Raw genomic sequence first — 24,164 nt, forward strand, 5'->3', positions numbered from 1 at the left:
GAACCTAAATGGAAGCTCTGCCTTTTAACCCGTTGCCTGCACCGGAGAATGGAGGGCCTTCCAGAAAAAAAGTTTACGAAAGCCTTTCCCCGGAAATGCAGGAATTCGTTGGCAGGGAAGAAAATCATCATATCCTTGATTACATTTGCAGGCTCCCAGTTGAAGAAATAGGATTTCCGGAATTTTTTCCAAGAATTTCCAGACCCATGAAAAGCATCAAACACCCTAATCTGATTTATCCTGCGGGAAAGGGGCTTGCTGTTCACATATATCCGGACAGGGAGGACATAAGAAACTATTACATCCCCATAGAACCCTGCCTTTTCCAGAATCTGGACAACACTCTTGAGGCTGTAGAAAAGTTACTCATTGACTTTATACATGACCAGGACATCACAACAAATGACCCTGAAGAAAAAAAGAAGCTCCTTGTAAAAGCTCTTGAAAAAACCTGCGATATAAAAGAGAATTTAAAGGAAAACTCCGGGATACCGGACGGGAAGTACGGAGAAAAAAAAGAAAGTACAGCCCGGAGGAAAACCCAGGAAAAAAACTCCCTGAAAGAGGACAATAGCAGCAAAATAGCCGGAATTCTCGGAACCCTGAAAGAAGCCGGCAAAATACTCGAAACAAAAAAACTGAAGAGAATTTCAGTAACGCCTCATGAATTCAATGCGATCAAATACCTGATGGTAAGGGATAAGGTTGGGATGGGAATGCTCGAGCCTTTGCTGCTTGATTCAAACATAGAAGACATAAGCTGCAGCGGGCTTGGAAGAATATTTGTTGAGCATAAGGTATTTTCGTCCCTTAAAACAACAATTTCATTTGAAGAAATTGAAGAACTTAACTCTTTTGTCATACAAATGTCCGAAAAAGTGGGAAAGCCAATAACTTACAGGGACCCCATAGTTGATACAGCCCTTCCTGACGGGTCAAGGATTAATATAGTATTTGGGGAAGACGTGTCAAAACGCGGAAGCAATTTTACTATCAGGAAATTCATGAGGGTTCCGATTTCAATCCTTGAACTTATCGAGTTCGGGACAATAGACTACACAATGGCTGCATATATGTGGATGATGCTCAGGGCAGGCATGAATTGCTTTGTTTCAGGGGAAACAGCTTCAGGAAAGACAACAATGATGAATGCTGTAACCACATTCCTTCCTCCGGATTCCAAAATAGTTTCCATCGAAGACACCCCGGAACTTCAGGTTCCACATAAGAACTGGACACGTGAGGTTACAAGAACCACAAGGGACGACAGCGGGTCTGACGTTTCCATGTTTGACCTGTTAAAGGCAGCCCTCCGCCAGCGTCCTAATGAGATAATGATAGGAGAGATCCGCGGAGTTGAAGGAAGTATAGCTTTCCAAGCTATGCAGACCGGACATCCTGTAATGTCAACTTTCCATGCAGCCTCGGTAGAGAAACTCATCCAGAGGCTTACGGGAGACCCCATAAATGTGCCCAAAAATTATGTGGACAACCTGAATGTGGTCATTGTCCTGAGTGCGGTAAACGTCCCCGGAAAAGGGCTTGGAAGAAGGGTCATGAGCATAAACGAGATAGTAGGTTACGATTCCGTGAATCAGGCTTTTGATTTTATGGATATTTTCAAATGGGACCCTGCTACTGACACGTTCATATTCACAGGGAGGAACAACTCATATCTTCTGGAACATAGAATCGCCCTACGCATGGGAATTCCTGAAAATCAGGTGAGAAAGATATATTCCGAACTTGACAGAAGGGCAAAAATCCTGAGAAAAATCCATAAGGCAAATATAACTAATTTTTATGATCTGTTTGATACCCTGATCCAGCTCGAGGAGGCGGGGTTAACGTTATGAATTATGCAGAGATAACCCCTTATTTAAAAATAAATGCTGCAAAACACGGAGCTGAAGGATACTTTAGCCTTGCCCGAAAACTTAAAAGTACAAAAATAGTTGAGAGAGTTAATGATGATATGCTCTTTCTGCTGACTTATATGGCAGCGATTTCAACTGCGGATATTAAAAGGGACAGGATATTCGATTATGCCGGACGCCAGAAAGAGTACGAAGCCTCAAAATATTTCAGGCAGATATATATTCTTGCCTCAAAGTGGGGATATGAGTACGCAAAAGCCTGCAAGTATATTTCGCAGAAATTAAAAGATGCTTATCTTTCAAAACTATTTGGCAGGATGGCGAATACCCTTTCTTCCGGAGAACCTGAGAAAGGCTTCCTCAAGCAGGAAAAAATTACGAGGGAAGAAATCTATTCTAACGCATATGAGAGAAGTATAGAATCCCTGAAAAAATGGACTGATGGATACACTGCCCTGATGGTTTCCGTAATCCTTGTTGTTACTGTAATCCTTGTTTCGGTCATGATTTACAATATAGACAACATACAAACCATTGCATCCCTGATCATATTCCTGACACTTTCCCTATGCGGGCTTGCCCTTTATATAGTATATAAAGCAGCTCCTGCCGAAAAAAAGTTGCATGCACTCAGACGCAGATCAAAGGAGCAGGAGCAGATAAGACTTCTGAGCCGAATTTTGCTTCCTCTGGGAGCGGTTTCCCTTACTGGCTTAACTTTGCTGGGGATAGGAAGAGAATATATCCTGCTTGGGGTGGCGTTCTTTACGCTCCCGATAGGAGCACTGGCTATAGTTGATGACCGAAAAATCGATGAAAGGGACAGCAGTTTCCCGGCTTTTATAAAGACTCTCGGAGCCCTTGCAGGGACAACAGGGATCACCATAAGGAGTGCTATAGAAAACCTTGACCGGGAAACTATAGGTTGCCTCAAGCCAGGAGTTGAAGAGCTTCACAAAGGCCTTTCTATGGGATTTAAGTCCAGGGTTTGCTGGGAGAAATTCATAGGCGAGACGGGCTCGGAACTTATCAACAGGTCCTCAAGGATCTTTACAGATGCAGTCGAACTGGGAGGAGACCCCGCCGAAGTTGGGAATATAGTCTCAGCCTCAAGCCTTGCAATAGTCCTCCTGAGGATGAAGAGACAGCTTGTCAGCTCCAGCTTCAAGGGGCTTGCCATAACCCTGCATACTGTTATGGTCGGGCTTCTGATCTTTGTAATGGAGATAATTTCAAAATTCAGCGGACTTGTTTCAAAAATGAGCGAGGCTTACATGTCCGCAGAAGGGAGTATGAGCGGGATGTCCGGAATGAGCATGAGCATGTTTAATGCAGCCGAAAGCGTGCCTGTGCTCTATAAATTTACTTTCTCCGTGATAATTATCCTGACAATTTCAAATACACTCGTAGTAAAGATTGTAGAAGGGGGAGGAAATTACAAAATTTTATTTTATGGGGGGCTGATGTCCGGAATTTCAGGACTTTGCATGATCCTTATCCCTCCTGTCGTAGTCAGGGTATTCACTTTCCAGATATGAAAGAGATCTCTTCAGTTAGGAAAAGAAAGAAAAGTTGTCTGAAGAGAGAATTCAGGAAGGCTGCAGAGGAGGAGGATTTTGAAACCGGAAATAGATTAGGATTAATGGAGGAGAGTGTAATGGAGGGTTTAAAAAATATAACTATAGAGGGATTAAGAGAACTGAGAGAAAACGGGTTCAAGAGCCTGAAAATTGGCGGATTAAAGAATTTAATGCTTAAGCCGGAAGAATCCAGAACAGGGTGCATAAACGATGCAGAGCTTGAGGACCTGACACAAAAGAGAGAAGAGATTAGACAAAAGATAGAAAAACTGAATAAAGAGAAAAAAGAAATTGAGGCGCGTATTCGCCTGATCCGGAAAACAGAAAAAAGGAGTTATGAGGGACTAACAGAATTTCCATGGAGAGAGGAAATTTTTCCCCCACTTTCAAGAAAAACACATGCGAAAATCCCTGGTGCTCTTGAAATGAAAGATAGCTCTTTGCATAATGAGAACTCCGAATTCTCAGAGGTAAAAGGCAGTCCAATGAAAATAAAGGATAGATGTACAGACGAAAAATCTGAAGTGAACATATCTGAAGTGAACATATCTGAAGTAGAAATATCTGAAGGTATAGAGCCTGAAACTATCCAGATTATGGCAGTAGACAATGCTGAAAGAGCAGGAACGGTAAACGAAATCGAAAAAAAAGTTGGGGAAAAAGCTATTTTAGGGAAAGAAGAAAAAATAAAAGCGGTATATCCGTTCTCAACTGAGAAATTAAAAGAAAATAAGATCCCCAGCAAAGATTCGAGCAGGGATTCCAGTAAAAATTTCAGTAAAAATTCCAGTCAAAACTCAGTTGAAGCGAGAAAAAGTGAAAGTAAAAATAACCCTGCAGCGAGTCTTCTTGGAGAAAATTTGATTGAAGAGTTACTGGGCAGTGATGACCTGACCCCTGAAGAGGAGAAGGGCTTCATGAAGTATCTGCAGGAACCGCGAATAGAAGAGCTGATCAATGAGTTAAAAGATACAAAATCTCTTCTGATTCGGGCAAGAAATGCAGGTTAAACTGGAAAAGAAATCAGAACTGATGAAGAGTTAACTGGCGAAAAAGCTGAGAGAAAGAATGAGAGAGACCAGAAGCTAATGAGAAATAAATAAAAAGAAAAGAAAAAAGCGGTAAGAATCCCGGCACACAAATGATAAGAATTTTTTGGGCACTCAAGCATTAAAATTATTTGTGAGCAGGGGAATGGAAAAGTCCTTCCCTTGCTTTATGCAGGTATTTGTTTGCTTCTTCAATTTTGCGGGCAGCCTCAAAGATATCTTCGGAAGCTGAAAGAAAACCATCTTTTTTGGCTTTCTGAGCCCATTCATTAAAACTCTGTATATGGCTTTCGTTATGTTCGATCCAGTGCTCAATCAAATGGGAAAGGTTATCGTGACTTAGTTCTTCGGTTATTGTTATTCCCTCCTGCTTATGAATATGGAATTCATCGTATAAATTTTAACTGGATTTAAGAGAATTTCTCATACTGTTAATAAGAAAAAGGGAATGAGAAATATAAATGAAGGAAAAGGAAAGTCAGTAATTTATTTTAGTAATTTATTTTAGTAATTTATTCTAGTAATTTATTTTAGTAATTTATTCTAGTAATTTATTTTAGTAATTTATTTTATTACTTTTTTGGCGGAATTTCAGGCAGGTTGCCGGAACGCCCTGTATGTTGGAATCAAAATAGGCATCAGAGACAATTCTACAGGGCAGCCATGAAGACTGCCTTTCAGATTTTTCCCTTTTCAGATTATCCTGGGATCAGTGATTTCTCCTGTCAGTGCAGACGCTGCTGCGGTTGCAGGAGAAGCGAGATAAATAAAGCCGTCCTTTCCCATCCTGCCTTTGAAATTCCTGTTTGCGGTTGAAACGCAGACTTCGCCTTCCCCGAGCACTCCCTGATGAGCGCCGAGACAGGGACCGCAGCCTGGAGTTGCAAGGGTCACACCTGCATTCAACAGGGTTTCCATAGTTCCGTTCTCTATTGCTGCAAGAAGGGTTGTACGGGATGCAGGGATTATAATTGTCCTGACTGCAACCTTTTTTCCTTTCAGGATTGATGCTGCCACTTCGAGGTCTTCGAGCCTTCCGTTGGTGCATGTCCCTATAAAGACCTGGTCCACGTGAGTGCCTTCAACCTCCTCTACAGGCTTGACATTATCCACCTGATGCGGGCAGGCGACCTGAGGTTCTATATCTTCTGCATCATATGTGAGCTCTTCCAGATAAGCCGCATCAGGGTCCGCATATACGGGTTCGTAAGGAGAAGCTGCCCTGTTTTTCAGGAAATCAAAAGTCTTCTCGTCAGGAGGGACAATTCCGGTCTTTGCGCCCATCTCTATTGCCATGTTGCAGAGCGTCATCCTTCCTGCAATCGAGAGCTCACTTATCGCATTTCCGTAAAACTCAACCGCTTTATAGGTTGCACCTGCAATCCCGGTTTTTCCTATCAGGTAAAGGGTAAGGTCTTTTGCATGGACACCTTTTTCAAGGCAGCCTTCAACCGTCATCCTGAGGCTTTCCGGAACCTTGAACCAGAGTTTTCCCGTAGCAAAGATCTCAGCCATATCGGTTGCCCCGACTCCTGTTGCAAACGCTCCGAAAGCCCCGTATGTACAGGAATGAGAATCAGCCCCGACAACCAGTTTTCCGGGAAGTGCAAAGCCGTTTTCAGGAAGCACCTGGTGGCAGATCCCTTCTCCTATTTCATAGAAATTAGGTATGCCCTGCTCCCTCACCCATTCCCTGATTTCTTTCTGCAGGGTGGCTGAAGTTTCGGTGTTCGCAGGGGCTATGTGGTCAAAAGGAATTATAATCTTCGAAGGGTCCCAGACCTTTTCCATCTCCATTTCCTTAAAAGCATTTACCGTAAGCACTGATGTGCCGTCGTGCGCCATTGCGTAGTCCACATCTGCCAGCACAAAATCGTTAGCTTTTGCCTCTTTCCCTGCTGCGCGGGAAAAGATTTTTTCGCTGATTGTTCCCAAAGTAAGCCTCCTTTCGATGATCAAATGATAATTTGCAATAATTAAATAATAATTTCCGATAATCAAATATAATGATGAACAGGCAGGTGAAAAATTCAGGTTTTAGGACTCACTATAAAGTAATCTATCACCCGGTTTAATAGCTTAGAAATTAAATTATTTATTTAATGTTTTTGGATCGATCCCTTTCAACTTCATTCTTTTTCGTATTTCAGGTTTTGTCCCGGATCTCCTTTCTTCCCATTTTCCGGTAAAACTCAAGGTCTAGCATATAGTTAAGCCCTCTGGAAGCCTCCTTATTTTACAAAAGCGCCGTAGTACATCAGCCCTGTATCGGCATCGTTTTCCTGTCCTGTAAACCCGTATTTCTCCAGACCACCTGACCGAACCTGTCCGTATGGGAAGTAATCGGTGCGTTCGACCTCAAGCCCGGTTTCATCCACCATCAAAGAAGTGCTGCCGAGGTGGTCGGCAAGGTACCACTCCATGCCTTCGGATGTTTTCCTGGCAATGCATTAATCGTCGCGGAAGGAATAGCTGGTGGCAGTTCCGTTATCGATTTCGTAGAACTTGTTGATGTAATAGGTGAATTCGCCGTCGGAGTTCTGTTTCTTAATTCTCTGGCCGTTTGCATTGTACCAGTACTTTTCCACAAGGGAATTGTTGGCAGAGTAGCGGACCTCACTTAACTGGTTAGCGTCGTTGTAGACGTAGATGAAATCCTCATCGTCGACAAGGTTTCCGTTTGCATCATAGTCGAGAGTGTTTCCGTTGAAGGCAACAGGGGTACAGACTGTTTTGTTGAACTATCAATCGTATTTTACTGGCGTAGTCTGAGAGCCGGAAATTAATAGAGTAAAAAGTTTTAAGCATACTCAGGGCACTTATTATTGCAGCCTGCACGCTTAATCTTAAGGAAAAAACGCGAAAACAGGTAATGAGAGGAGGTTTAATATGACGTCAAAATTGATGGACTACTTTAACAAGCAGCCGAGAATAGGAGTTCTAAGCACGGCGGATAAAGACGGAAAGGTTGATTCAGCCGTTTACGGTTCACCCCAGATGATAGATGAAAAGACCGTTGTAGTTGCAACAGGCAAGAACCGCACATTCTCAAACCTTCAGGAGAACCCTTATGCGATGTTTCTCATAATGGAGCCCGGAGCTGAGATTATGGACTGGAAAGGAATCAGGGTTTATATGAAGATGAAGGAATCTGCGACTTCCGGGGAGATGCTTGACATGATCAGGAGCCAGATAACAAAAATAGCTGGCGAGGAAGCGGGGAAAATGATATATGCAACCATCACTCTCGAGATTACTGAGCTGAGGCCTCTCATAGATATGGGGCAGGACTGGGAAAAATCGATCTGAGTTTTCAAAAGTTATAAAGATAAAATAACAGATCAAAGTTGTTGTGGCGCGCCCGGCTGCAAGTAACGGGTATTACGTGACAGCTCTGGTTATAGTGGCTATTAAAATCAGGAATTTTTATATCCGATATTTTTCTTTTTTCCAATCACTACCTTTTCCAGATATACAAGTTCAACCTTGCTTCCCGACGGTTCACGCCTGAACTCCCGATACCCCAGTTTATGATAGAGGTGAAGATTTCTGATGCTATTCGATCCGGTGTAGAGTTCAAATCGAGCTACATCCCGATACATAAGCTCAATCTCTATTATCAAACGCGAGCCTATCCCCTGATTCTGCCATTTCGGATGCACAATGAGCCTTCCTATGTGGCAGGTATCACCCATAATACGAGTTCTTACTGATCCTATAATTGAATGTTCGCTGACGGCTTTAAGGAACAGATGAGTTTTGAACTCACCCTGGATCTCTTTTACGGTCTGAAGTAAAGGTGGTAATGTCCAGTCATTATATATTTGAGCCTCACTCTGGTATGCCAGTTTCTGGAGGTCTAAGATTCCGATCGCGTCTTCAAGAGTCGCCTGAAAAATTTCAACCTTCTTCGCCATAGTTCTTACTCCAAACTTTTAAGGTCAGCAAATTTAGTACAGATCTTAATATGCCACAGACTCTGGAGAATAATACAGTTGGGGAAACACGCAGTTACATTTTTGCCCGGAAACACAGGGGAATTCAATTATAACAGAGCGAAGAGAAAAAGCTACACTTTTACTTTTCGCATTCAAATTCTCCCAGTTGCATACCCGGAGCCTCGCCCGGACGGACTGTAAAGCCGTGCTTCTCATAAAAGCCGGCTTTTCCGGGAGCTGCAAATAACCAGACTCTTTTTAGACCTATCTCCTGGCACTTTTTAACCAGCTGTTTTAAGATTGCGCTTCCTATTCCTTTATTTTGATGATCCGGCATTACAATTATATCGCAGACAAAAGCGTACAGGACTCCGTCCGAGATCAAACGACCACAGCCAGCAATATCCTCATTTTGATATGCTGTTATCCAGTACCAGGTATTGCCAAACACTTTTTTCAAGTCATCTTCAGAAACTCTCAGGACTGGCATCCAGCCTGTGCTTGAGAACAATTGAAAATACTCTTCAAAGGTAGGAGGGCTCTTTTTGTATTCAATACCTTTCATTCCTTACTCCTGTGATATTTACTTTTAACAACTGGAACCACAATCAGCATAAAAGAAATATATCCTTTTCTTCCATATTTGTAAATTTGTTTTTATTGAATGCCTTCATCTTATCCTTCATGGATTTTGACCATATTTTCATCCACAGATTATCGAAGTTCTCTCCGGTACACAGATTATCAGAGTAAAAAGTTTTAAGCATACTTAAGACGATTATTATTGCAGCCTGCAGATTAATTATGGTCCTTTTCATGACAATATTTTGTGACCAGGCAGCTTCGCAAGCTCGACTCTTAAAGAAAAGAGCGCTAAAACAGGCTATTATAAGAGGTTTAGATATGGCATCAAAATTGATGGATTACTTTAATAAGCAGCCGAGAATTGGGATTTTCAGCACAGCGAGTAAAGACGGAAAGGTAGATTCAGCTATTTTCGGCTCACCCAATATGATCGATGAAAAAACCGTTGTGGTTGCGACAGGCAAGAACCGCACGTTTTCAAACCTTCAGGAAAACCCTTATGCAATATACCTGATAATGGAACAGGATACGGATTGGAAAGGGATCAGGGTTTATATGAAGATGAAGGAATCTGCAACGTCAGGGGAGATGCTTGATACGATTAAAAGCCAGATCGCAAAAATGGCAGGAGAGGAGGCTGCGCAGATGATGAGTGCAACGGTTACCTTCGAGATCATTGAGCTGAGACCTCTCGTTGATATGGGACAGGGCTGGGAGAAATCGATCTGATTGATATTAACTGATACTCCTGACCTGTATGCTTCCTGATCTGTATGATTGTTTTAATTTGACCTGATCTTCACAGCTGGAAAAAATTAGAAAAAATTCTATAAGAAGGTAAAAATAAAAAATAAGGTAAAAATCAAATTGCGGGCGGCCACCCCACCCTAAAGGATGGGGTATGCTTCGGGCCGCCCGCCCGGTTACTTAGGAAAGATGATTAAGTATCCTTTAAAGAGGTTTCATGAACATAAGTGATTGAAATTTTAACCTCGGTTTCCGGTCCAATTTACTATCTCTATACAAGGAAACTATGGTTTAGATATTCAAAGAGAAAAACGAAGAGGCGAGGGTTCACTTCATCCCCTACCTAAAGATAGGGGTATTCGTGACCCTCTGCGCTCCCGTTGTAATGAAAAATAAGGTAAAAATAAAAAAGACCGGCTAAAATTTAGAGCGGGGATTTTAGATTACGCCGGTCTTTTCAAGAAAACCTTCCAGAGGCACTGAGTGAGTTTGGAAACCGCATACTTTGTAGGGGTCAGCTCCCATTGAAAGAGCTACGAACTGGGCAATATTCATATGAACCATTTCGTATTTCACCCCGAATTCTTTTTCAACTACAGGCTGGTAGCGGTCGTACTGGATATGGCAGTTCGGGCACATATGGATCATCAGTTCCACTCCTGCCCTCTGGAGACTGTCAAGTTTGGCTTTGGTGACCTGTAGAGAAGTATTTTTGTTAACGTGAAGCTGGGAAAAGCCCATTCCGCAGGTAAGAGTGCGGTCTTCGTACCAGCGAAGGGGAGATGCTCCGCAGGCTTCAGCTATCGTGTCAATAAGCTGAGGATTTTCAGGGCTTCCGACTACATCCAGATACTTAACTTTATAGTAGTGACAGGCGTGATGAGCTGCAGTTTTTACACCTGAGAAATCAAACTTCTTTTCTTCCTGTATCTTCCCGACTTTACTCAGGATAACCTCAACGGCATGATAAAAATTGGTTCTCGGATTCATATCGTCTTTTTCGTAAATGAGGTCATCAAACCCTTTTTCTTTGAAGATCGAGTTGACCTTATCACGGACCTCAGCATTATTATTAAGAAGCTCACAGGCTTCCTTATTTATGGCATAGCAGGTTGAACAGAGGCAGGTAATGTTCGGATACCCGCATTTCCTGGCGACAGCGAAGTTTCGGGCTGCAATTGCTGTTGTCGTGAGACCTTCGAAAATATCGGTATAGTGGCCTATTCCTGTGCAGCAGGACTGCTCATCGTTTATGTAATAATCTACCCCGAGCTTATCGAAAACATACCGGGTGGCAGTTTCCACTCCAGGGTATTCCTGCCCGACCATGCAGCTCTTAAACAATAAGAGCTTCCTGTCCGGTATACTTTCTATCGCTTTCAAAGCTTAAGTCTCCATCATTTTTTTCATTACCACTGCAGTAATTTGTATTTAGAAGCCTGATAATTCTTTTTTCCTGTATTTTTGCTTTAATCCACTTTTCCCTGTCAAAGTAGCCTGTGCTCTCAAGAATAGCCTGCACTTCTCCATGAGTATCCCTGACATCCCTGGAATCCAGCCCCATTTCGGAACGAATGGACTCCAGGTTTCTCTTAATTTTAACCCAGCGTTCTCCAAGGTCCCTTTCCATGTTCCTGATCCCGGCTTCCGGAACCTTGCTGGCTCCGTTTTCTGCCAGATATTCTCCAATCTCCAGGAAATAAGAGAGCCTTTCAACACCGATCCCTTCGTTAATAGCCATCTGACGCAGTACCTGCACAATCGTTACAGGGCTGTTATTCCTGGGACAGCGCACATTGCAGGAATAGCAGTAGAAACAGGACCATATCATATCCGACTCAAGCACACTGCGGTCGTTTTCCATCACTTTTTTCACGATTTGCCTCGGGCTGTAATCCGTAAACCGGGCTGCAGGACAGGAAGCAGTGCAGGCTCCGCACTGGATACAGCGGTCAAGCCCCAGAGATTCAGGGGTCAGGATGCTCTCTTTTGCTGTCTCTGCAAGAGTTTTACAGTCAGGAGTATCATACTCGTTTACATACGGGATCATTTTATCATCTCTCCTTCCCGGGCAAGGCTGGTAAAAGTTCCTGCAAGCCCTTTAATGTTCGGAACATACGCTTTTTTGAAATGGATTCTGTTTCCTGAATCTCCAAGCTCTTCTTTGAGTTTCTCGAAATGCCTGACAGTAAGAGGATATAATGCTTCGGCTCTCGGGCTGTCAGGCGGGTCTTCAACAAAAAGAATAGAAGATGCACCGTGCCTGAATGCATGAAGCACCAGGTCTCTGTCAACCACCAGACCGGTAGGAACCTTAATTAGTTTAACATTTGAAGGATATGTAAGCACACTGTTACCGATATTATCACAGGTAAGGGAAGCTATTCCGCTGTTCACAAAGCCGAGCATGTCTCCTTCTTCGAGAACTCCCTCTATCTCAGCCTTTAACTGAGATTTGGTAAAGCCTGCAACCTGGATAGCCCCTTCCTTGCAGACCTCGATACAGTATCCGCAGCCGGTACACATAAGGGGGTCAAGGACAACTCTCCCACTATTGTTTACGGAAAGAGCATCAAATGGACATTTAAGGCATTCCCCGCACCGTGTACAGAGCAGCCGGTTTATGGTTGCAATTTCATTTTCCAGGGTTTTCGGGCTGTCTGTAATGAAAGCCCTTGCCCTTACAGCTGCAAGTCCTGCCTGGGCAATCGTATCAGTGACATCCTTAGGGCTCTGGGCAGTGCCGCAGACAAAGATTCCGTCAAGGGAACTGTCTACAGGCTTTAGCTTGGAATGTTTCTCCTTAATAAATCCGCTTTCGTCCTGGCTCAGGTTCAGTACACTGGCGATTTTCCTTGTCCCTGGAGATGGTATCATAGCTGCGGAGAGTACGACCAGGTCAGCAGGGAGTTCCCTCAGTTTCTGGTTAAGTGTATCTTCGACCCTTACAACAAGACTCTTATCCGGTTTTTCAATAACTTCGGCAGGCCTTCCCCTGACAAAGTTAACTCCGGCTTCCTGAACTGCACGGTAGTAGTTTTCGTAAAAACCAAAAGCTCTTACATCGATATAACAGATAGTGATATCTGTCTCCGGGTATCTCTTCTTTATGAGGCTTGCATGTTTCAGGGCTGCCATGCAGCAGTATCTTGAGCAGTAGCGGTTTCCTCCTTCCTTTTCGTCCCTGGAACCAACACACTGGATCATGACTATTCTTTTGGGCGTTTCAGCTTCAGAGAGCTCATCGGACGAACTTTCGCACCTGGAATCACAGGTCGAAGGAGCAGGGTCAATGCAGGCTTTGCTGAAATCGGAAACCCTGAGAAGTTCTCCTTTTGTAGGCCCGTTGATGCCCAGGACTCTTGCAAGTTCCATCTGGGTCATCACATTCTCAAAAATACCATATCCGTACTGAGGCTTCTGGGATACATCATACTCCTCAAAACCCGTGGCGACAATAACTGCACCCACATTAAGCTCTACTATTTCTTCCCTCTGTGAGAAATCGATTGCTCCGTTTTTGCAGGCAGTTTCACACTTTCCGCAGACCTCCCCATTTAGCTGCAGGCAATGATCGGGATCTATACTATAGACTTTCGGAACTGACTGAGAGAAACGCAGGGAAATTGCCTTTTTGTCCATGTAACCGCAGTTAAATTCGTCTTCAATCAGGACAGGGCAGGTACGGCTGCATCTTCCGCATGCTGTACAGTTATCTTTTACATATCTCGGTTTCTTTTTTAACCTGACAGTGAAGTTTCCTGCGCTTCCGCTAATTTTTTCTACTTCAGTCCAGGTCAAAAGAGTAATCTTCGGGTGGGCTGCAACCTCGTTCATAAGAGGGCTGAGCGAACACATCGCACACTCTTCCGCAAGTTTGTCAGGAGAGAATATCTTCCCGATTTTAGCCATCTGCCCGCCTATGCTTGAATCCTTCTCTACAAGGAAAGTAGGGATTCCATTATCTGCAAGGTTCAATGCAGCTGTGATCCCTGCGATTCCACCGCCTATCACAAGAGCCTTTTGAGCAATATCAACTTTTATATCTTCCAGAGGCTCGACATTTTCCAGGCGTTTCAGCTTGGCTTTGAGAAGGGAGACGGCCTTTTCGGTAGCTCCTGCTACGTCGGGATGCACCCATGCACACTGCTCCCTCAGATTTGCAATCTCAAGCCCTGCCCTGTTCAATCCGGCTTCCTGTACGCACTTTTTGAAAAGAGTGCCATGCTTGGAAGGAGTGCAGGAACCTATCACTACCCTATCCAGGTTCTTTTCCAGGATTTTATTTTTAATCAGAGCCTGTCCCTGGCTTGAGCACATATACTCGTAATCATAAACCGGGATCCCTTCAGCCTTAAGGGTTTTTTTCACATAATCGATATCAACGTGTTCGGAAATATTCCCGCTGCAGTGGCAGATAAATACAGCAGCTTTGTTCAATCCTTCAGTCGTCCCATCAGTCATTATATGAATCTTTCAGGGATTTGTATTTAAGACTTGCCAGAATGAAGGTCTGAAATAACCTGATAAGGACAATTTTAAAAGAGTTGATGCCAAAAAAGGACAATTTTATAGATAAAAGGAGATTTTTAATGCCCGCATATTACACTTATATTCTGGTTAATGCCACAGGATTGAAACATGAACTAATAAATAGATATCATTGTTTTAATCCTATATATACCTGAATGAGACTGTAAAAAAATTATGTTTTCTTACTATTTATTGACCTGTCCAGGCATAAAACCCTGAACGAACTCAGTATTTTTCATTATCACAAAGTTTTTATATGCATATAATTATATATAGGGAGAGAGTATTATTATTAAAGTTAAATGAGGTGCCAGATACATCAGGCACTTATAAAGATTTTAAGATTCACACAAATAGAAATATATCAGTCAGGTAAGTGGAATAATTAAAAACAGTGATTCAATTGCTATAATTCAATTGATTATTTAATGTGTAGATAAAATTACTTTACTTCAAAAATATATTTCTATTATCTGATAATACTGGATAAAAATAATATCGGAACCTGAAGGACTCACCGGTATAAACGGCAGATGATAGTTGTGGCAGATAATGGTCTAATATCAGAAGGCAATGATTTTAAGATGGGAGAGGTAGAGTTTGAAATGGTCGAGCTTTTAAGGAAGCTCAACATAAACAGACCGGTAGCCTTAACCCTTGCATGTCTTTCAAAAGGAGAAGAGATTTCTTCCCAGTGTATAGAAATGATATCAGGCTTGAGACAGCCCGAAGTCAGCATTGCAATGCGTTACCTTCGAGAAAACGACTGGATAGACATGAGGGAAGAAAAAAAGAACCACGGAAAAGGAAGACCTGTAAAGCTCTACAGACTTACGGTTCAGATGGATACGATAATTAACACTATAGAAGAAAACGTCATTGCTGAGAGCAAGACTATTCTCCAGAACATAGAACGTCTAAAGAATCTGTCCTGAAAAGATTGACGAAAAAAGTTAGGATTAAAGCAGCTTTTTCCTTACAGGCACATATATAAAAACAATATAAAAACTCTATTTTTAAATTAAAAGGTACAATTATTCAGCCTGGAAGAACTGTCAATTATTCAGCCTGGGAGAAGTGTCCACAACCGAAAAGTTAAATTGAAGCTTTCTTATTCTCTTTTTTCCGTCTCTTTTCGTACAGGCATAAAATTGGGAAGTTGTTCCCGGATTTTGTAATTGCCCGTCTCTTCCATAACCTCATTATTTGTTCAGGTAAAAAATTGTTTTTGCCTGAACGGGCTTGTCAGAAATGTTTACTGCTAAGTTATCTTCGGGCCAGTTAATCTATTTTTTATTCCAGCAAGCCCTGATCTAAAAAATCGCCGTTTCATCTTCAAAAGCCCTATTTTATAAATTTTTTGGATGATCGATTCAAAGATAAACCATTGAAGATTTAACTTTTTATCATTATATGAGCTAACAAGCATTTACTTAATTGAAAAAAGGTAGAGAAGGATTTTAAAGATTTTTAAGACATTTTTAAGCATTATTTGCAGGAAAATAAGATTTCCAGAGGTTTTAACGGAATATTTTTATACACGAAGATTATTATAAGTAATGGAATTATTTAAATGAGAGCCCGGCCAGGGCACTTAATGTTTTTTGTTAGAAAGACTGCTCCAGGAAGGTTAACCCGGATTAATTTTGTAAAACATGAGCATTAGCCAGATAAAAGGAATTGTCAACCGTTTTAACATTATAAAATATAATTATAAATACACATATATTAAAAATAAAACATAAGTAAATATTTATATTAATTCACTCTATAATGGTTCTTCGGGTGATTTAAATGGTAGATGAAAGTGGTTTAGCTATAGAAACTACTGACATAACAAACGAGACTCCCATAGCGATGGGGTCAAGCGAATACGAAATGATAGAATTGTTTAGAAAAATTAACGTCAGCAGGCCAATCGCTCTTACCCTCGCATGCCTTGCAAAAGGAAGGGAAATCTCTTCCCAGAGCATTGAAATGGTATCTGGTCTGAGACAGCCGGAAGTCAGTGTTGCAATGCGGTACCTCCGCGAAAACAACTGGATTGACATCCGGGAAGAAAAGAAGTCTAAAGGTAAGGGCAGACCGATCAAACTGTACAGATTGACAGTCCCTATGGACCGCATTGTCAGCAAGATCGAAGAAGAAATCATAGCCGAAAGCAAAATTGTGCTGAGGAACATAGAACGTCTGAAGCATATTGCCTGAAATTTATGAAAGGGAATGGAATGGCCTGAGTCATATGCAAACCCCCACACCAGATTGCACCGACTTCTGCTATTGAAAGCCGTTCTACTTAAGGGGACTACCCCTACCCTCTCAATTTTTTCCTTACAAGCATCTTTTATTACCAGCACCTTCTGGTTACAATAGACTCTTTTCTTCAATTATCATAAGGCTTGTGAAGCTCAGAATTTCCAAACCATGAGATGACTATGTCTGCATTTTTTATTATGATCTCTATATCTGCATCTTTTCTATAATCCTTTAAGAAGGGAATAGATTTCAGAAAAGAATAGACTTCAGAGATGAATAGACTTTAGAAATGAATAGATTTACAGAAAAGAATAGATTTACAGAAGCGTATTAAGAAAAAAGTATATGGGCCCGCTGCGATTCGAACGCAGGACCTCACGGTTATCAGCCGTGCGCTCCACCAGGCTAAGCTACGGGCCCGAAATGAATCATATAGAGGTGAAAAACCTGAATTTCTCTGAAAAGAGATCATTAATTGTGGTGGGCCCGCTGCGATTCGAACGCAGGACCTCACGGTTATCAGCCGTGCGCTCCACCAGGCTAAGCTACGGGCCCGAATGTCAGGTTATTTCGAATTATCAGAGTTGAAAGGCTTTTTCAGGGAAAGCTTCCCAATCCGACAACACTTCTAATACTCGATTTACTACTTATAACTTTTGCTTGAATATTCGGGATTTTCCATATTCTAAAATTTATTTACAGGAAGCTGAGCCCCAATGGCGACAGTTTTATATACAATATTGAGTGTATGAGGAGTGCTGGCAAAGCAAAACGTAACATGGGCCGGTAGATCAGGGGTAGATCGCTACCTTGGCATGGTAGAGGCCTCGGGTTCAATTCCCGACCGGTCCACTTAAAAATTTAATGCCAAAAATCTCTTTTTATGAAGCCAGTTTTCTTATAAGATCAGTTATTTCATAAGATCGGTTTTTATAAGATCAGTTTTCACAGAGCCAGTTTCTCTAAGAATTCTTTTATTTAGCTCATTTGGATGAGCGGACCTAAATTCTGTGTACACTCCGCAGTCTGATATTTTGAGAAAAATCAATGCTTTCTAAAGAGATGACCATTATTTTTTATAAAAGTAAGCAAAATGAAACGCGGTCAAACGTTTCACTTTGTTTTCACCTTAGTTTCGTCCAGTTATTTTGGAAGGTTTCTATAAATAAAAATGCAGATAAAACTCAATAAGATTATACCTATTGCTCCATAAAAAGGAGAAATGTCCGGGAATTTCGTATTTTTGCCCCGTATGGAATCCAGTCCCATATCCGATCCAGGGTTAAGTCCTGCAGTTTCATTCCCTCCTTCTTGCAGAGCCCTTGTTTCCAGCCCGCTCTCCTCTCCGGAAATATTTCCGGCGATACCTGTTGTTTCACCTGTTACAGCAAATGACGCGTAACCTGGAACTCCTGCTGTGAAATACAGGTACTTGTCATCTTCTCCTGCTGGATTAACTGACAGTTGCTCCCATTTTTTGTCGCTATACCTTTTCAGGGCAATCGAATCCTCGATAATATCTTTTTCCTGGACCCAGGACTTTTCAACTTTAAAGCATACTACCGGATTTTTTATGTTTTTTGAAGTCGCGTATCCGCTATTTCCCACCCAGACATTGAAGGATTTGTAGACTTCTCCTTCAGGCAGCTCGGAAACAATTGCTGACTTGCCTTTTAACTGCTCAACAATAGTTGTGGTCTTGCCTGCATTTTTGACCGCATCAAATCCTACATATACAACACATGTCGCATTCTTAGTAAAATCAAACTTTACAGCCTTCCCATTCGTAATAAAGACCTGAGAAAGTTCTTTTACCTCTACGTTCTTTGCAGGCTCGGGAGATCCACCGCCCCCGCCTCCACCGCCGCTACTTCCGCCACTGCTCTTCCTGCCTACGTCTATTGTAATTGTTTTCGAATCCGTACCGTTCGCATTGCTTACCGTCAGATTGGCGGTATAAGTTCCTGCGGCAGTATACACATAAACAAAGCTTTCTTCTTTCGAATCCTCAATTCCGTCACTGTTGACGTCCCAGCTCCTCGATGTTGCGTTCCGGGAAAGGTCGGTAAAGAGAACTGAAAGGGGCGGAGAGCCGCTGGTAGTACTGGCACTGAAATCTGCTGTAGGGAAGATAAGGATTACTTTTTCCAGTACGGTTATCATAGCGGTTTTTGAGTTAGTTCCGTTTGCATTACTTACTGTCAGATTGGCAACATAGCTTCCCGGATTTTCATACACATAAACCGGACTCCGGGCTGTAGAATCTGACTGTCCGTTATTGTCAAAGTCCCAGCTCCATGAAGTTGCGTTCTGAGAAAGATCTGTAAATGTGACTGAAAGAGGAGCATTTCCAAGAGTCTCACTTGTCCTGAAGTTTGCCACAGGGAGTACGGGTCCGGGCTCTTTTCCGGGGGTTGCCAGGGGCAGGTAGTCAATTGCTCTTTCATTTATCTGATACGCATCCTCTGCAAACCCGTCACCGTTTGTATCCAGGTGAGTCTGAGAGAAGCCGTCTCCTGCAGGAGATGCCCAGAAGTTGCCTCCTATGTAAGGACCGCCTATAATGTTATTACCTGCCGTTTTTGTAGAGTTAAGGTAAACCCTCGCATCGTCCCTTACCTCCAGATTGATATTGTTGTTAAAATGGTTGTTATAAACAGAAGCAGAGTCTTCAAATATGGTAAGGCCGATATCACAGTTTTTGAAAGTATTTCCGGTAACCACGTGCCCACCGCCGCCGGAATGAAGGGATAATCCTGTTCCGCAGTCCTGGAATGTATTGCCGGTTATTTTGTTGTTAATACTATCATATGTTGATACACCTTCAGGACTTCCCGAAAAGAGGTTATTCATTATGGTCTGGTCCCCCAGCGCATAATTCGTACCAATATTGATACCACAGCCGTTAAACCTGTTATTCCTGATAGTACTGGACCCGCCGCCATCAACAAAATTAACTCCTTTCGTGATAGTCAGCGCCTGAATATTTGACTGCGCAAGGATCCTGAAACCACCGATCGAAGGATATCCAGAAGCCCCTTTGATTGTCACCGGTTTATTCACATCAACAACATCTTCAGGATAGGTCCCGGGATTGACAATTATCGTGTCCCCGTCAACAGCATCGACCAGAGCCGCCTGAATAGTTGTATAGTTCCCGGGCCTGTCATCGTCAACATAAAATGTTGTAGCTGCCGCACTGCTAACAAAAACCTGAAATGCAAAAATCAAAGTAAATAAAATGGATAGCTCTCTCTTCATTCTCCGCATAAGAAAAACCCCTTCGATTTTTAATGCCTGATTTAATGGTTGCCACATACCCAACTTTTAACTGTATAAGATGAATAGCATGATTACGATACCCGATTAAAAGGATAAAAGTATCTTGAGCCATGCTTATTGATTTTTAACAGTATTTTACTTTACGAACTTGGCAATAGATATAAAATTAACTAAATTACTCTGCATTTAATTGGAAGCTGTAATTATTGTGTATTTTTTAAAAACGATAGAATTTTTTTATAATTTTCATAAAACCTCAAAAAAGAAATAAATAACCGTTGATTTATATAATCTCGTGCATATAATATACAGAGGAGTTTATCCTTCTATAAAAACTGCAGTATACTGAAGAATATTAAATCTGTTATTTCAGGTAAAAAGTGCATTTTTGTTACTGCGATTTATCAAACAGCTGTCAACATCATAGAATTGTATGTTTATATTGGGGAGGTTAGTGTATGGAAAATACAGCTCCGGAATACCGCAGCACAGAATTCGAGGTTTTGCAGGTTCCCTGGTGGCTGGTTGCACTGGAAGGAGTCTTTGCTGTTATCATAGGTTTGTTTCTGTTGTTCTCGCCCGTAGTAACCACCATAACTCTTGTTCAGATACTCGGGATATTCTGGATTCTCGGAGGAGTCCTTTCAATCCTGTCACTGCTGGTAGACAGAGAGAACCTCGGATGGAAATTACTCTCCGGAACCACGGGCATTCTTATTGGACTGCTTGTATTCGTTTACCCTCTCAGTCCTTTTCTGGTTATGGCACTTTTTATTATTGTACTTGGGATAGGGAGTATTGTATATGGAGTAATCAGGCTTGTCTGGTCACTCAAGGGAGGAGGGCTGGGAATGGCCGCTCTGGGGATCCTTACAATTGCCCTCGGTATACTTCTGCTGGCGAACCCGCTTGCAGGTGCCATTATTCTTCCGTGGATATACGGGGTTTCCCTTGTCGCGGGAGGAATAGCAGCACTGATTGGCGGGCTTAGAATGAAGTCGAAAAAGACTGTAACATATACAGGCTGAAATCTCCGGAAAATACATTGTCAACAGGCATTTCCGGCTTATATGCAATATAGAATTGACAGGAGAAGAAACAGCAGGAGGAGTAACCCGTCCGTGAGATTGCCATGCTTAAAGTATTCTACATTTTTAAATATCTGGAAAATCTAAAGGATTCATATGCGAAAAACTACAGCAGCAATAACAGGGCTGGTTCTCCTCTCTTTTATACTTTCAGTTTATTTTTATCCGCAGGTACCTGAGCAGATGGCAACTCACTGGAACTCTCAGGGAGAAGTGAACGGTTACATGCCAAAGCTCTGGGGACTCTTTTTTATGCCCCTGGTAATTACGGGCCTTGCAATTATGTTCCTTGTAATTCCGAAAATTGACCCGAGAAAAGAAAACATAGCAAAATTCAGGAAATATTATGACGGGTTTATAGTTATACTGATTCTGTTTATGGTTGCTGTCCACCTGCAGATACTTCTCTGGAATACAGGAATTCGGATCAGCCCCAATGCCGTAATCCCTCTGGGGATAGGACTTCTTTTCTATTATATGGGGGTTCTCATGGAAAACGCAGAGAGGAACTGGTTCATAGGCATCAGGACACCATGGACTCTCAGCAGCGACAGTGTATGGAAAAGGACTAACCGGCTTGGAGGAAAGTTATTCAAGATAGCAGGGATAGCAGCAGTTTTCGGGGCTTTTTTTCCGGAATATGCAATCTACTTTATCCTCGTGCCAGCACTCATTGTAGCCGGGATTACTGTTGTTTATTCATATATCGAATACCAGAAAGAACTCAAAAATAACGATTGAAAAATAATGATTGAAAAATAATGATTGAAAGAAAAGATTAATAAAAATTGAAATCCCAAATCAAATCCTGAAAAGTAAAATATGAAAATTCCTGCAGCATTTATTTGCAGGAATTCTTTTTTAACCGGTTTCCAGTGCCATTTTAATCAGTACGTTTATTAAACATGCTCTCATTTTCTCGTATTGATTGTTATGACTGAGGATATAACTAAAAATTCGAGTAAAGTTGTTGAAGAAGGGGACGTGATATCCGTTCACTACGTAGGTAAGCTGGAGGACGGCACAGTATTCGACACATCGGAAAAAGAAGCAGCCATGGAGGCAGGCATATATAACGAAATGAGGGACTACAAACCTCTTGAATTCACAGTCGGAGCCGGACAGATGATTAAAGGCTTTGATGAAGGTGTGGTCGGAATGAAAGTGGGAGAAGAAAAAACCCTTAAAATTCCTCCGGAAGATGCTTACGGGGAATATATGGAAGAGTACGCAAGGGAACTCCCGCGTGATGCTGTCGATTTTGTTCCGGAAATAGGAATGCAGCTGGCTACTGAGACAGGGCTGAGGGGTACTGTCACAGAAGTAGGCGAGGAAAATTTTGTTGTGGATTTTAACCATTCACTTGCGGGAAAGACTCTGGTATTCAAAGTGAAAGTTGTTTCAGTAGAGGCATGAAAAATGAAAGTCGGGAGGAACTCAGTTTATTTCCTGGCAATGCTTCTTCTGGTAAGCACAATTTTTGTAAGCGGATGCACTGATGAAGGTAACGGGGCAGGGGGAAGCGAAGCTGTAGAGTCTGGAGATATGGTTCAGGTGGACTATACAGGAAAGTTTGAGGACGGCACCGTTTTTGATACTTCACGGGAGGAAGTGGCACAGGAAGCAGGGGTATATAATCCACAGAGAGAATACGCTCCTCTGACCCTCCTTGTCGGTACTGGCCAGTTAATCGAAGGCTTTGAGGAGGGGCTAATCGGAATGAAAGAAGGTGAAGAGAAAACTCTGACTATTCCTCCTGAGAAAGCTTACGGTGAATACAATGAAAGCTGGGTTCAGGCAATCCCTCTTGAGGATCTGAATATGTCAGAGAAACCTGAAGTAGGGCAGGTATACAGCAGCATGTATGGAGGCCAGTTCAAAGTTGTTGCTGTGAATGAAACGCACGTTACTCTGGACCCTAACCATGAACTAGCAGGTAAAACTCTTGTTTTCGATGTAGAGGTCGTATCAATAGAGAAAGCATAATAAGTTAAACAGATCTAAAATCAGTAAGTTATAAAATGAAATAGCCATCCGGCAGCCAGGAAAAGATCGGGACTGCCGGAAGAGTTTTGAGAAAAAACAATAGGAGAAGAGTGAATGGAGAGACCACATACTGTGAAAAAGGGAGATTATCTGCTTATTGATTACACCGGAAAGCTTGAGGATGGTACAGTCTTCGATACTACATTAAAAGAAAAGGCCCTTGAAGCCGGAATATACAGCGAAGAAAAGGACTACAGACCTTTCTTTTTCAGAGTAGATGCCCGCCAGGTGATAAAAGGCATCGATGAAGGAGTTCTTGGGATGCGGGAAGGAGAAGAAAGAACCCTGAAAGTCTCACCTGGGGAAGCTTATGGAGATCATAAGGATTATCTTGTTCAGAAGATCCCTCTCCTGAGGCTCGAACTCAATGAGCCTCCCGCAGCAGGAGAAAAAATCATAACTCCCGGAGGAAAGGAGGTTAAGGTTCTTGATTCTACAGAAACTTATGCGACACTTGACTTTAACCATGAGCTAGCAGGCAAAACCCTTATCCTTGAAATAAAACTCGTTTCCATTGTGAGCAGGCCGGAGAGTTTAGACTGATTCCGAAATCTGATTTTCCCTGAAATATAATATAGATATGTAGATAAAATAAGTGACTGATTTAATTGAAATCCATCCTGATATCCAGGCTGATTCCTGAAATAGATTTATCTTCTTAAAAATTCAATATAAGTTAATTTCAGGATCTACGACTGGACCGTGATAAAAGATGGAAAAGGAAGAGAAAGTTGTAGTAGTGCTGCTCATTATGGCATTGTCCTCTCTTTCGACAGCATACGTATTTTTCGGGTCCGAGCTTGCAGGAGCCGGACAAAATTCAGAAGGAAAAGCTCTTCAGTACACGCATGAATCAGAAATTGGGGAAAGAGTGACTTTAGACGCAGAGGTTTTAAGCAAGCGGCTCACTTATACCGGAGACCACCTTCTTCTGGAGGTAAACTTCGATTCAGAAGTATTGGGCGTATTTATCCCAAAAACAGCAGGGGCTGAATCCCTGAACAGCTCAATCAAGAAAGGGGATTTTATAAGCGTAACAGGCACTATTTCTGAATATAAGGGGAAAAGAGAGATTACGGTTGAGAGAAAAGAAGATATTACCCTGAAGTGAGACTTTATCCGGAAGCAACAGGAAGGAGATCCGGAAGATCTTATTCCGAAATTGTTCCGAAATAATAGTTAT

General features: G+C 42.2%; 22 protein-coding genes and 3 tRNA genes. 14 read left to right on the forward strand and 11 right to left on the reverse strand.

All coding sequences use genetic code 11. The features are described from left to right. Positions 1-8: 8 nt before the first annotated feature. The 3 genes from RSJ42_RS10810 to RSJ42_RS10820 are packed head-to-tail and all read left to right on the forward strand — an operon-like array spanning position 9 to position 4,467. The gene (locus tag RSJ42_RS10810) at positions 9-1,856 is read left to right on the forward strand and encodes a type II/IV secretion system ATPase subunit (protein WP_410507301.1); all 1,848 of its coding nucleotides are present in this window, start codon (positions 9-11) and stop codon (positions 1,854-1,856) included. Further along, the gene (gene flaJ, locus RSJ42_RS10815; protein WP_410507302.1) at positions 1,853-3,415 is read left to right on the forward strand and encodes an archaellar assembly protein FlaJ; all 1,563 of its coding nucleotides are present in this window, start codon (positions 1,853-1,855) and stop codon (positions 3,413-3,415) included. Before RSJ42_RS10810 ends, flaJ begins: the two co-directional genes overlap by 4 nt. Continuing rightward, positions 3,412-4,467, forward strand: a complete 1,056-nt coding sequence (locus RSJ42_RS10820; protein ID WP_410507303.1) for a hypothetical protein — start codon at positions 3,412-3,414, stop codon at positions 4,465-4,467. Before flaJ ends, RSJ42_RS10820 begins: the two co-directional genes overlap by 4 nt. Positions 4,468-4,633: 166 nt before the next feature. Here the strand turns inward: RSJ42_RS10820 and RSJ42_RS10825 are convergent, their stop codons facing one another. From RSJ42_RS10825 to RSJ42_RS10835, 3 genes are all read right to left on the reverse strand, one after another. Next, complete coding sequence (locus RSJ42_RS10825; protein WP_410507304.1) at positions 4,634-4,825, reverse strand: hypothetical protein; 192 nt, start codon at positions 4,823-4,825, stop codon at positions 4,634-4,636. 374 nt (positions 4,826-5,199) lie between these two features. Continuing rightward, positions 5,200-6,375, reverse strand: coding sequence for a homoaconitase large subunit (gene hacA / locus RSJ42_RS10830; RefSeq protein ID WP_410510357.1), 1,176 nt, complete (start codon positions 6,373-6,375; stop codon positions 5,200-5,202). A gap of 362 nt (positions 6,376-6,737) precedes the next feature. Then, complete coding sequence (locus RSJ42_RS10835; protein ID WP_410507305.1) at positions 6,738-6,929, reverse strand: hypothetical protein; 192 nt, start codon at positions 6,927-6,929, stop codon at positions 6,738-6,740. Positions 6,930-7,395: 466 nt separating this feature from the next. Between RSJ42_RS10835 and RSJ42_RS10840 the strand changes: the two genes are divergently transcribed. Continuing rightward, complete coding sequence (locus RSJ42_RS10840) at positions 7,396-7,815, forward strand: pyridoxamine 5'-phosphate oxidase family protein (RefSeq protein WP_410507306.1); 420 nt, start codon at positions 7,396-7,398, stop codon at positions 7,813-7,815. Positions 7,816-7,922: 107 nt separating this feature from the next. On the opposite strand, the gene RSJ42_RS10845 is transcribed toward RSJ42_RS10840, so the two are convergent. Both RSJ42_RS10845 and RSJ42_RS10850 read right to left on the reverse strand, forming a co-directional pair. Then, a complete protein-coding gene (locus RSJ42_RS10845) occupies positions 7,923-8,423 on the reverse strand; it encodes a GNAT family N-acetyltransferase (protein ID WP_410507307.1) in 501 nt (166 codons plus the stop codon). A 160-nt stretch (positions 8,424-8,583) separates the two neighbouring features. After that, the gene (locus tag RSJ42_RS10850; protein WP_410507308.1) at positions 8,584-9,009 is read right to left on the reverse strand and encodes a GNAT family N-acetyltransferase; all 426 of its coding nucleotides are present in this window, start codon (positions 9,007-9,009) and stop codon (positions 8,584-8,586) included. A 338-nt stretch (positions 9,010-9,347) separates the two neighbouring features. Between RSJ42_RS10850 and RSJ42_RS10855 the strand changes: the two genes are divergently transcribed. Beyond that, the gene (locus tag RSJ42_RS10855) at positions 9,348-9,758 is read left to right on the forward strand and encodes a pyridoxamine 5'-phosphate oxidase family protein (protein ID WP_410507309.1); all 411 of its coding nucleotides are present in this window, start codon (positions 9,348-9,350) and stop codon (positions 9,756-9,758) included. 456 nt (positions 9,759-10,214) lie between these two features. Here RSJ42_RS10855 and hdrB read toward each other — a convergent pair whose 3' ends face one another. Genes hdrB through hdrA form a run of 3 tightly spaced genes read right to left on the reverse strand, consistent with a single transcriptional unit; the run spans position 10,215 to position 14,240 of the window. Next, a complete protein-coding gene (gene hdrB / locus RSJ42_RS10860; protein ID WP_410507310.1) occupies positions 10,215-11,159 on the reverse strand; it encodes a ferredoxin:CoB-CoM heterodisulfide reductase subunit HdrB in 945 nt (314 codons plus the stop codon). Further along, positions 11,113-11,826: a ferredoxin:CoB-CoM heterodisulfide reductase subunit HdrC gene (hdrC, locus tag RSJ42_RS10865; protein ID WP_410507311.1), complete on the reverse strand. Its 714-nt coding sequence runs from the start codon at positions 11,824-11,826 to the stop codon at positions 11,113-11,115. Before hdrC ends, hdrB begins: the two co-directional genes overlap by 47 nt. After that, positions 11,823-14,240, reverse strand: a complete 2,418-nt coding sequence (hdrA, locus tag RSJ42_RS10870) for a ferredoxin:CoB-CoM heterodisulfide reductase subunit HdrA (protein WP_410507312.1) — start codon at positions 14,238-14,240, stop codon at positions 11,823-11,825. The genes hdrC and hdrA overlap by 4 nt, the downstream gene beginning before the upstream one ends. A gap of 602 nt (positions 14,241-14,842) precedes the next feature. Here hdrA and RSJ42_RS10875 point away from each other — a divergent pair. After that, positions 14,843-15,244 carry a transcriptional regulator gene (locus RSJ42_RS10875; protein WP_410507313.1) on the forward strand — a complete coding sequence of 134 codons (402 nt, stop codon included), beginning with the start codon at positions 14,843-14,845 and terminating at the stop codon, positions 15,242-15,244. A gap of 859 nt (positions 15,245-16,103) precedes the next feature. Continuing rightward, entirely contained in the window at positions 16,104-16,517 is a 414-nt protein-coding gene (locus RSJ42_RS10880) for a transcriptional regulator (protein WP_410507314.1), read from the forward strand. 394 nt (positions 16,518-16,911) lie between these two features. Here RSJ42_RS10880 and RSJ42_RS10885 read toward each other — a convergent pair. Next, a tRNA-Ile gene (locus RSJ42_RS10885) sits at positions 16,912-16,985 on the reverse strand. 58 nt (positions 16,986-17,043) lie between these two features. Next, a tRNA-Ile gene (locus RSJ42_RS10890) sits at positions 17,044-17,120 on the reverse strand. Between the two features lie 225 nt (positions 17,121-17,345). Here RSJ42_RS10890 and RSJ42_RS10895 point away from each other — a divergent pair. Continuing rightward, positions 17,346-17,417 (forward strand) — tRNA-Ala (locus tag RSJ42_RS10895). Between the two features lie 291 nt (positions 17,418-17,708). On the opposite strand, the gene RSJ42_RS10900 is transcribed toward RSJ42_RS10895, so the two are convergent. After that, positions 17,709-19,835 carry a PGF-pre-PGF domain-containing protein gene (locus RSJ42_RS10900; protein ID WP_410507315.1) on the reverse strand — a complete coding sequence of 709 codons (2,127 nt, stop codon included), beginning with the start codon at positions 19,833-19,835 and terminating at the stop codon, positions 17,709-17,711. Positions 19,836-20,305: 470 nt separating this feature from the next. On the opposite strand from RSJ42_RS10900, the gene RSJ42_RS10905 reads away from it, so the two are divergent. The 6 genes from RSJ42_RS10905 (at position 20,306) to RSJ42_RS10930 (ending at position 24,092) form a co-directional block, all read left to right on the forward strand. Further along, on the forward strand, positions 20,306-20,875 hold the full coding sequence (locus tag RSJ42_RS10905; protein WP_410507316.1) for an HdeD family acid-resistance protein: 570 nt from the start codon (positions 20,306-20,308) through the stop codon (positions 20,873-20,875). Positions 20,876-21,031: 156 nt separating this feature from the next. After that, positions 21,032-21,676 (forward strand): SdpI family protein, encoded by a 645-nt coding sequence (locus RSJ42_RS10910; protein ID WP_410507317.1) that lies wholly within the window; start codon positions 21,032-21,034, stop codon positions 21,674-21,676. Between the two features lie 192 nt (positions 21,677-21,868). Continuing rightward, entirely contained in the window at positions 21,869-22,351 is a 483-nt protein-coding gene (locus tag RSJ42_RS10915) for an FKBP-type peptidyl-prolyl cis-trans isomerase (RefSeq protein ID WP_410507318.1), read from the forward strand. Positions 22,352-22,354: 3 nt separating this feature from the next. Next, complete coding sequence (locus RSJ42_RS10920; protein WP_410507319.1) at positions 22,355-22,921, forward strand: FKBP-type peptidyl-prolyl cis-trans isomerase; 567 nt, start codon at positions 22,355-22,357, stop codon at positions 22,919-22,921. 114 nt (positions 22,922-23,035) lie between these two features. Beyond that, complete coding sequence (locus RSJ42_RS10925) at positions 23,036-23,524, forward strand: FKBP-type peptidyl-prolyl cis-trans isomerase (RefSeq protein ID WP_410507320.1); 489 nt, start codon at positions 23,036-23,038, stop codon at positions 23,522-23,524. 169 nt (positions 23,525-23,693) lie between these two features. Further along, positions 23,694-24,092: an OB-fold nucleic acid binding domain-containing protein gene (locus RSJ42_RS10930; RefSeq protein WP_410507321.1), complete on the forward strand. Its 399-nt coding sequence runs from the start codon at positions 23,694-23,696 to the stop codon at positions 24,090-24,092. Positions 24,093-24,164: the final 72 nt, after the last annotated feature.

The organism is Methanosarcina hadiensis (assembly GCF_046529725.1).
Taxonomy (GTDB): domain Archaea; phylum Halobacteriota; class Methanosarcinia; order Methanosarcinales; family Methanosarcinaceae; genus Methanosarcina; species Methanosarcina hadiensis.

Bases quoted from the DNA above. Each gene is read 5' to 3' on its own strand.
- RSJ42_RS10880 (WP_410507314.1), top strand. From the start codon at position 16,104: ATGGTAGATGAAAGTGGTTTAGCTATAGAAACTACTGACATAACAAAC.
- RSJ42_RS10855 (WP_410507309.1), top strand. From the start codon at position 9,348: ATGGCATCAAAATTGATGGATTACTTTAATAAGCAGCCGAGAATTGGG.
- RSJ42_RS10930 (WP_410507321.1), top strand. From the start codon at position 23,694: ATGGAAAAGGAAGAGAAAGTTGTAGTAGTGCTGCTCATTATGGCATTG.
- RSJ42_RS10920 (WP_410507319.1), top strand. From the start codon at position 22,355: ATGAAAGTCGGGAGGAACTCAGTTTATTTCCTGGCAATGCTTCTTCTG.
- RSJ42_RS10905 (WP_410507316.1), top strand. From the start codon at position 20,306: ATGGAAAATACAGCTCCGGAATACCGCAGCACAGAATTCGAGGTTTTG.
- RSJ42_RS10850 (WP_410507308.1), bottom strand. From the start codon at position 9,009: ATGAAAGGTATTGAATACAAAAAGAGCCCTCCTACCTTTGAAGAGTAT.
- hdrC (WP_410507311.1), bottom strand. From the start codon at position 11,826: ATGATCCCGTATGTAAACGAGTATGATACTCCTGACTGTAAAACTCTT.
- RSJ42_RS10810 (WP_410507301.1), top strand. From the start codon at position 9: ATGGAAGCTCTGCCTTTTAACCCGTTGCCTGCACCGGAGAATGGAGGG.
- hdrA (WP_410507312.1), bottom strand. From the start codon at position 14,240: ATGACTGATGGGACGACTGAAGGATTGAACAAAGCTGCTGTATTTATC.
- RSJ42_RS10900 (WP_410507315.1), bottom strand. From the start codon at position 19,835: ATGCGGAGAATGAAGAGAGAGCTATCCATTTTATTTACTTTGATTTTT.
- RSJ42_RS10925 (WP_410507320.1), top strand. From the start codon at position 23,036: ATGGAGAGACCACATACTGTGAAAAAGGGAGATTATCTGCTTATTGAT.
- RSJ42_RS10875 (WP_410507313.1), top strand. From the start codon at position 14,843: ATGATAGTTGTGGCAGATAATGGTCTAATATCAGAAGGCAATGATTTT.
- RSJ42_RS10835 (WP_410507305.1), bottom strand. From the start codon at position 6,929: ATGGAGTGGTACCTTGCCGACCACCTCGGCAGCACTTCTTTGATGGTG.
- RSJ42_RS10840 (WP_410507306.1), top strand. From the start codon at position 7,396: ATGACGTCAAAATTGATGGACTACTTTAACAAGCAGCCGAGAATAGGA.
- RSJ42_RS10820 (WP_410507303.1), top strand. From the start codon at position 3,412: ATGAAAGAGATCTCTTCAGTTAGGAAAAGAAAGAAAAGTTGTCTGAAG.
- RSJ42_RS10910 (WP_410507317.1), top strand. From the start codon at position 21,032: ATGCGAAAAACTACAGCAGCAATAACAGGGCTGGTTCTCCTCTCTTTT.
- RSJ42_RS10845 (WP_410507307.1), bottom strand. From the start codon at position 8,423: ATGGCGAAGAAGGTTGAAATTTTTCAGGCGACTCTTGAAGACGCGATC.
- flaJ (WP_410507302.1), top strand. From the start codon at position 1,853: ATGAATTATGCAGAGATAACCCCTTATTTAAAAATAAATGCTGCAAAA.
- RSJ42_RS10915 (WP_410507318.1), top strand. From the start codon at position 21,869: ATGACTGAGGATATAACTAAAAATTCGAGTAAAGTTGTTGAAGAAGGG.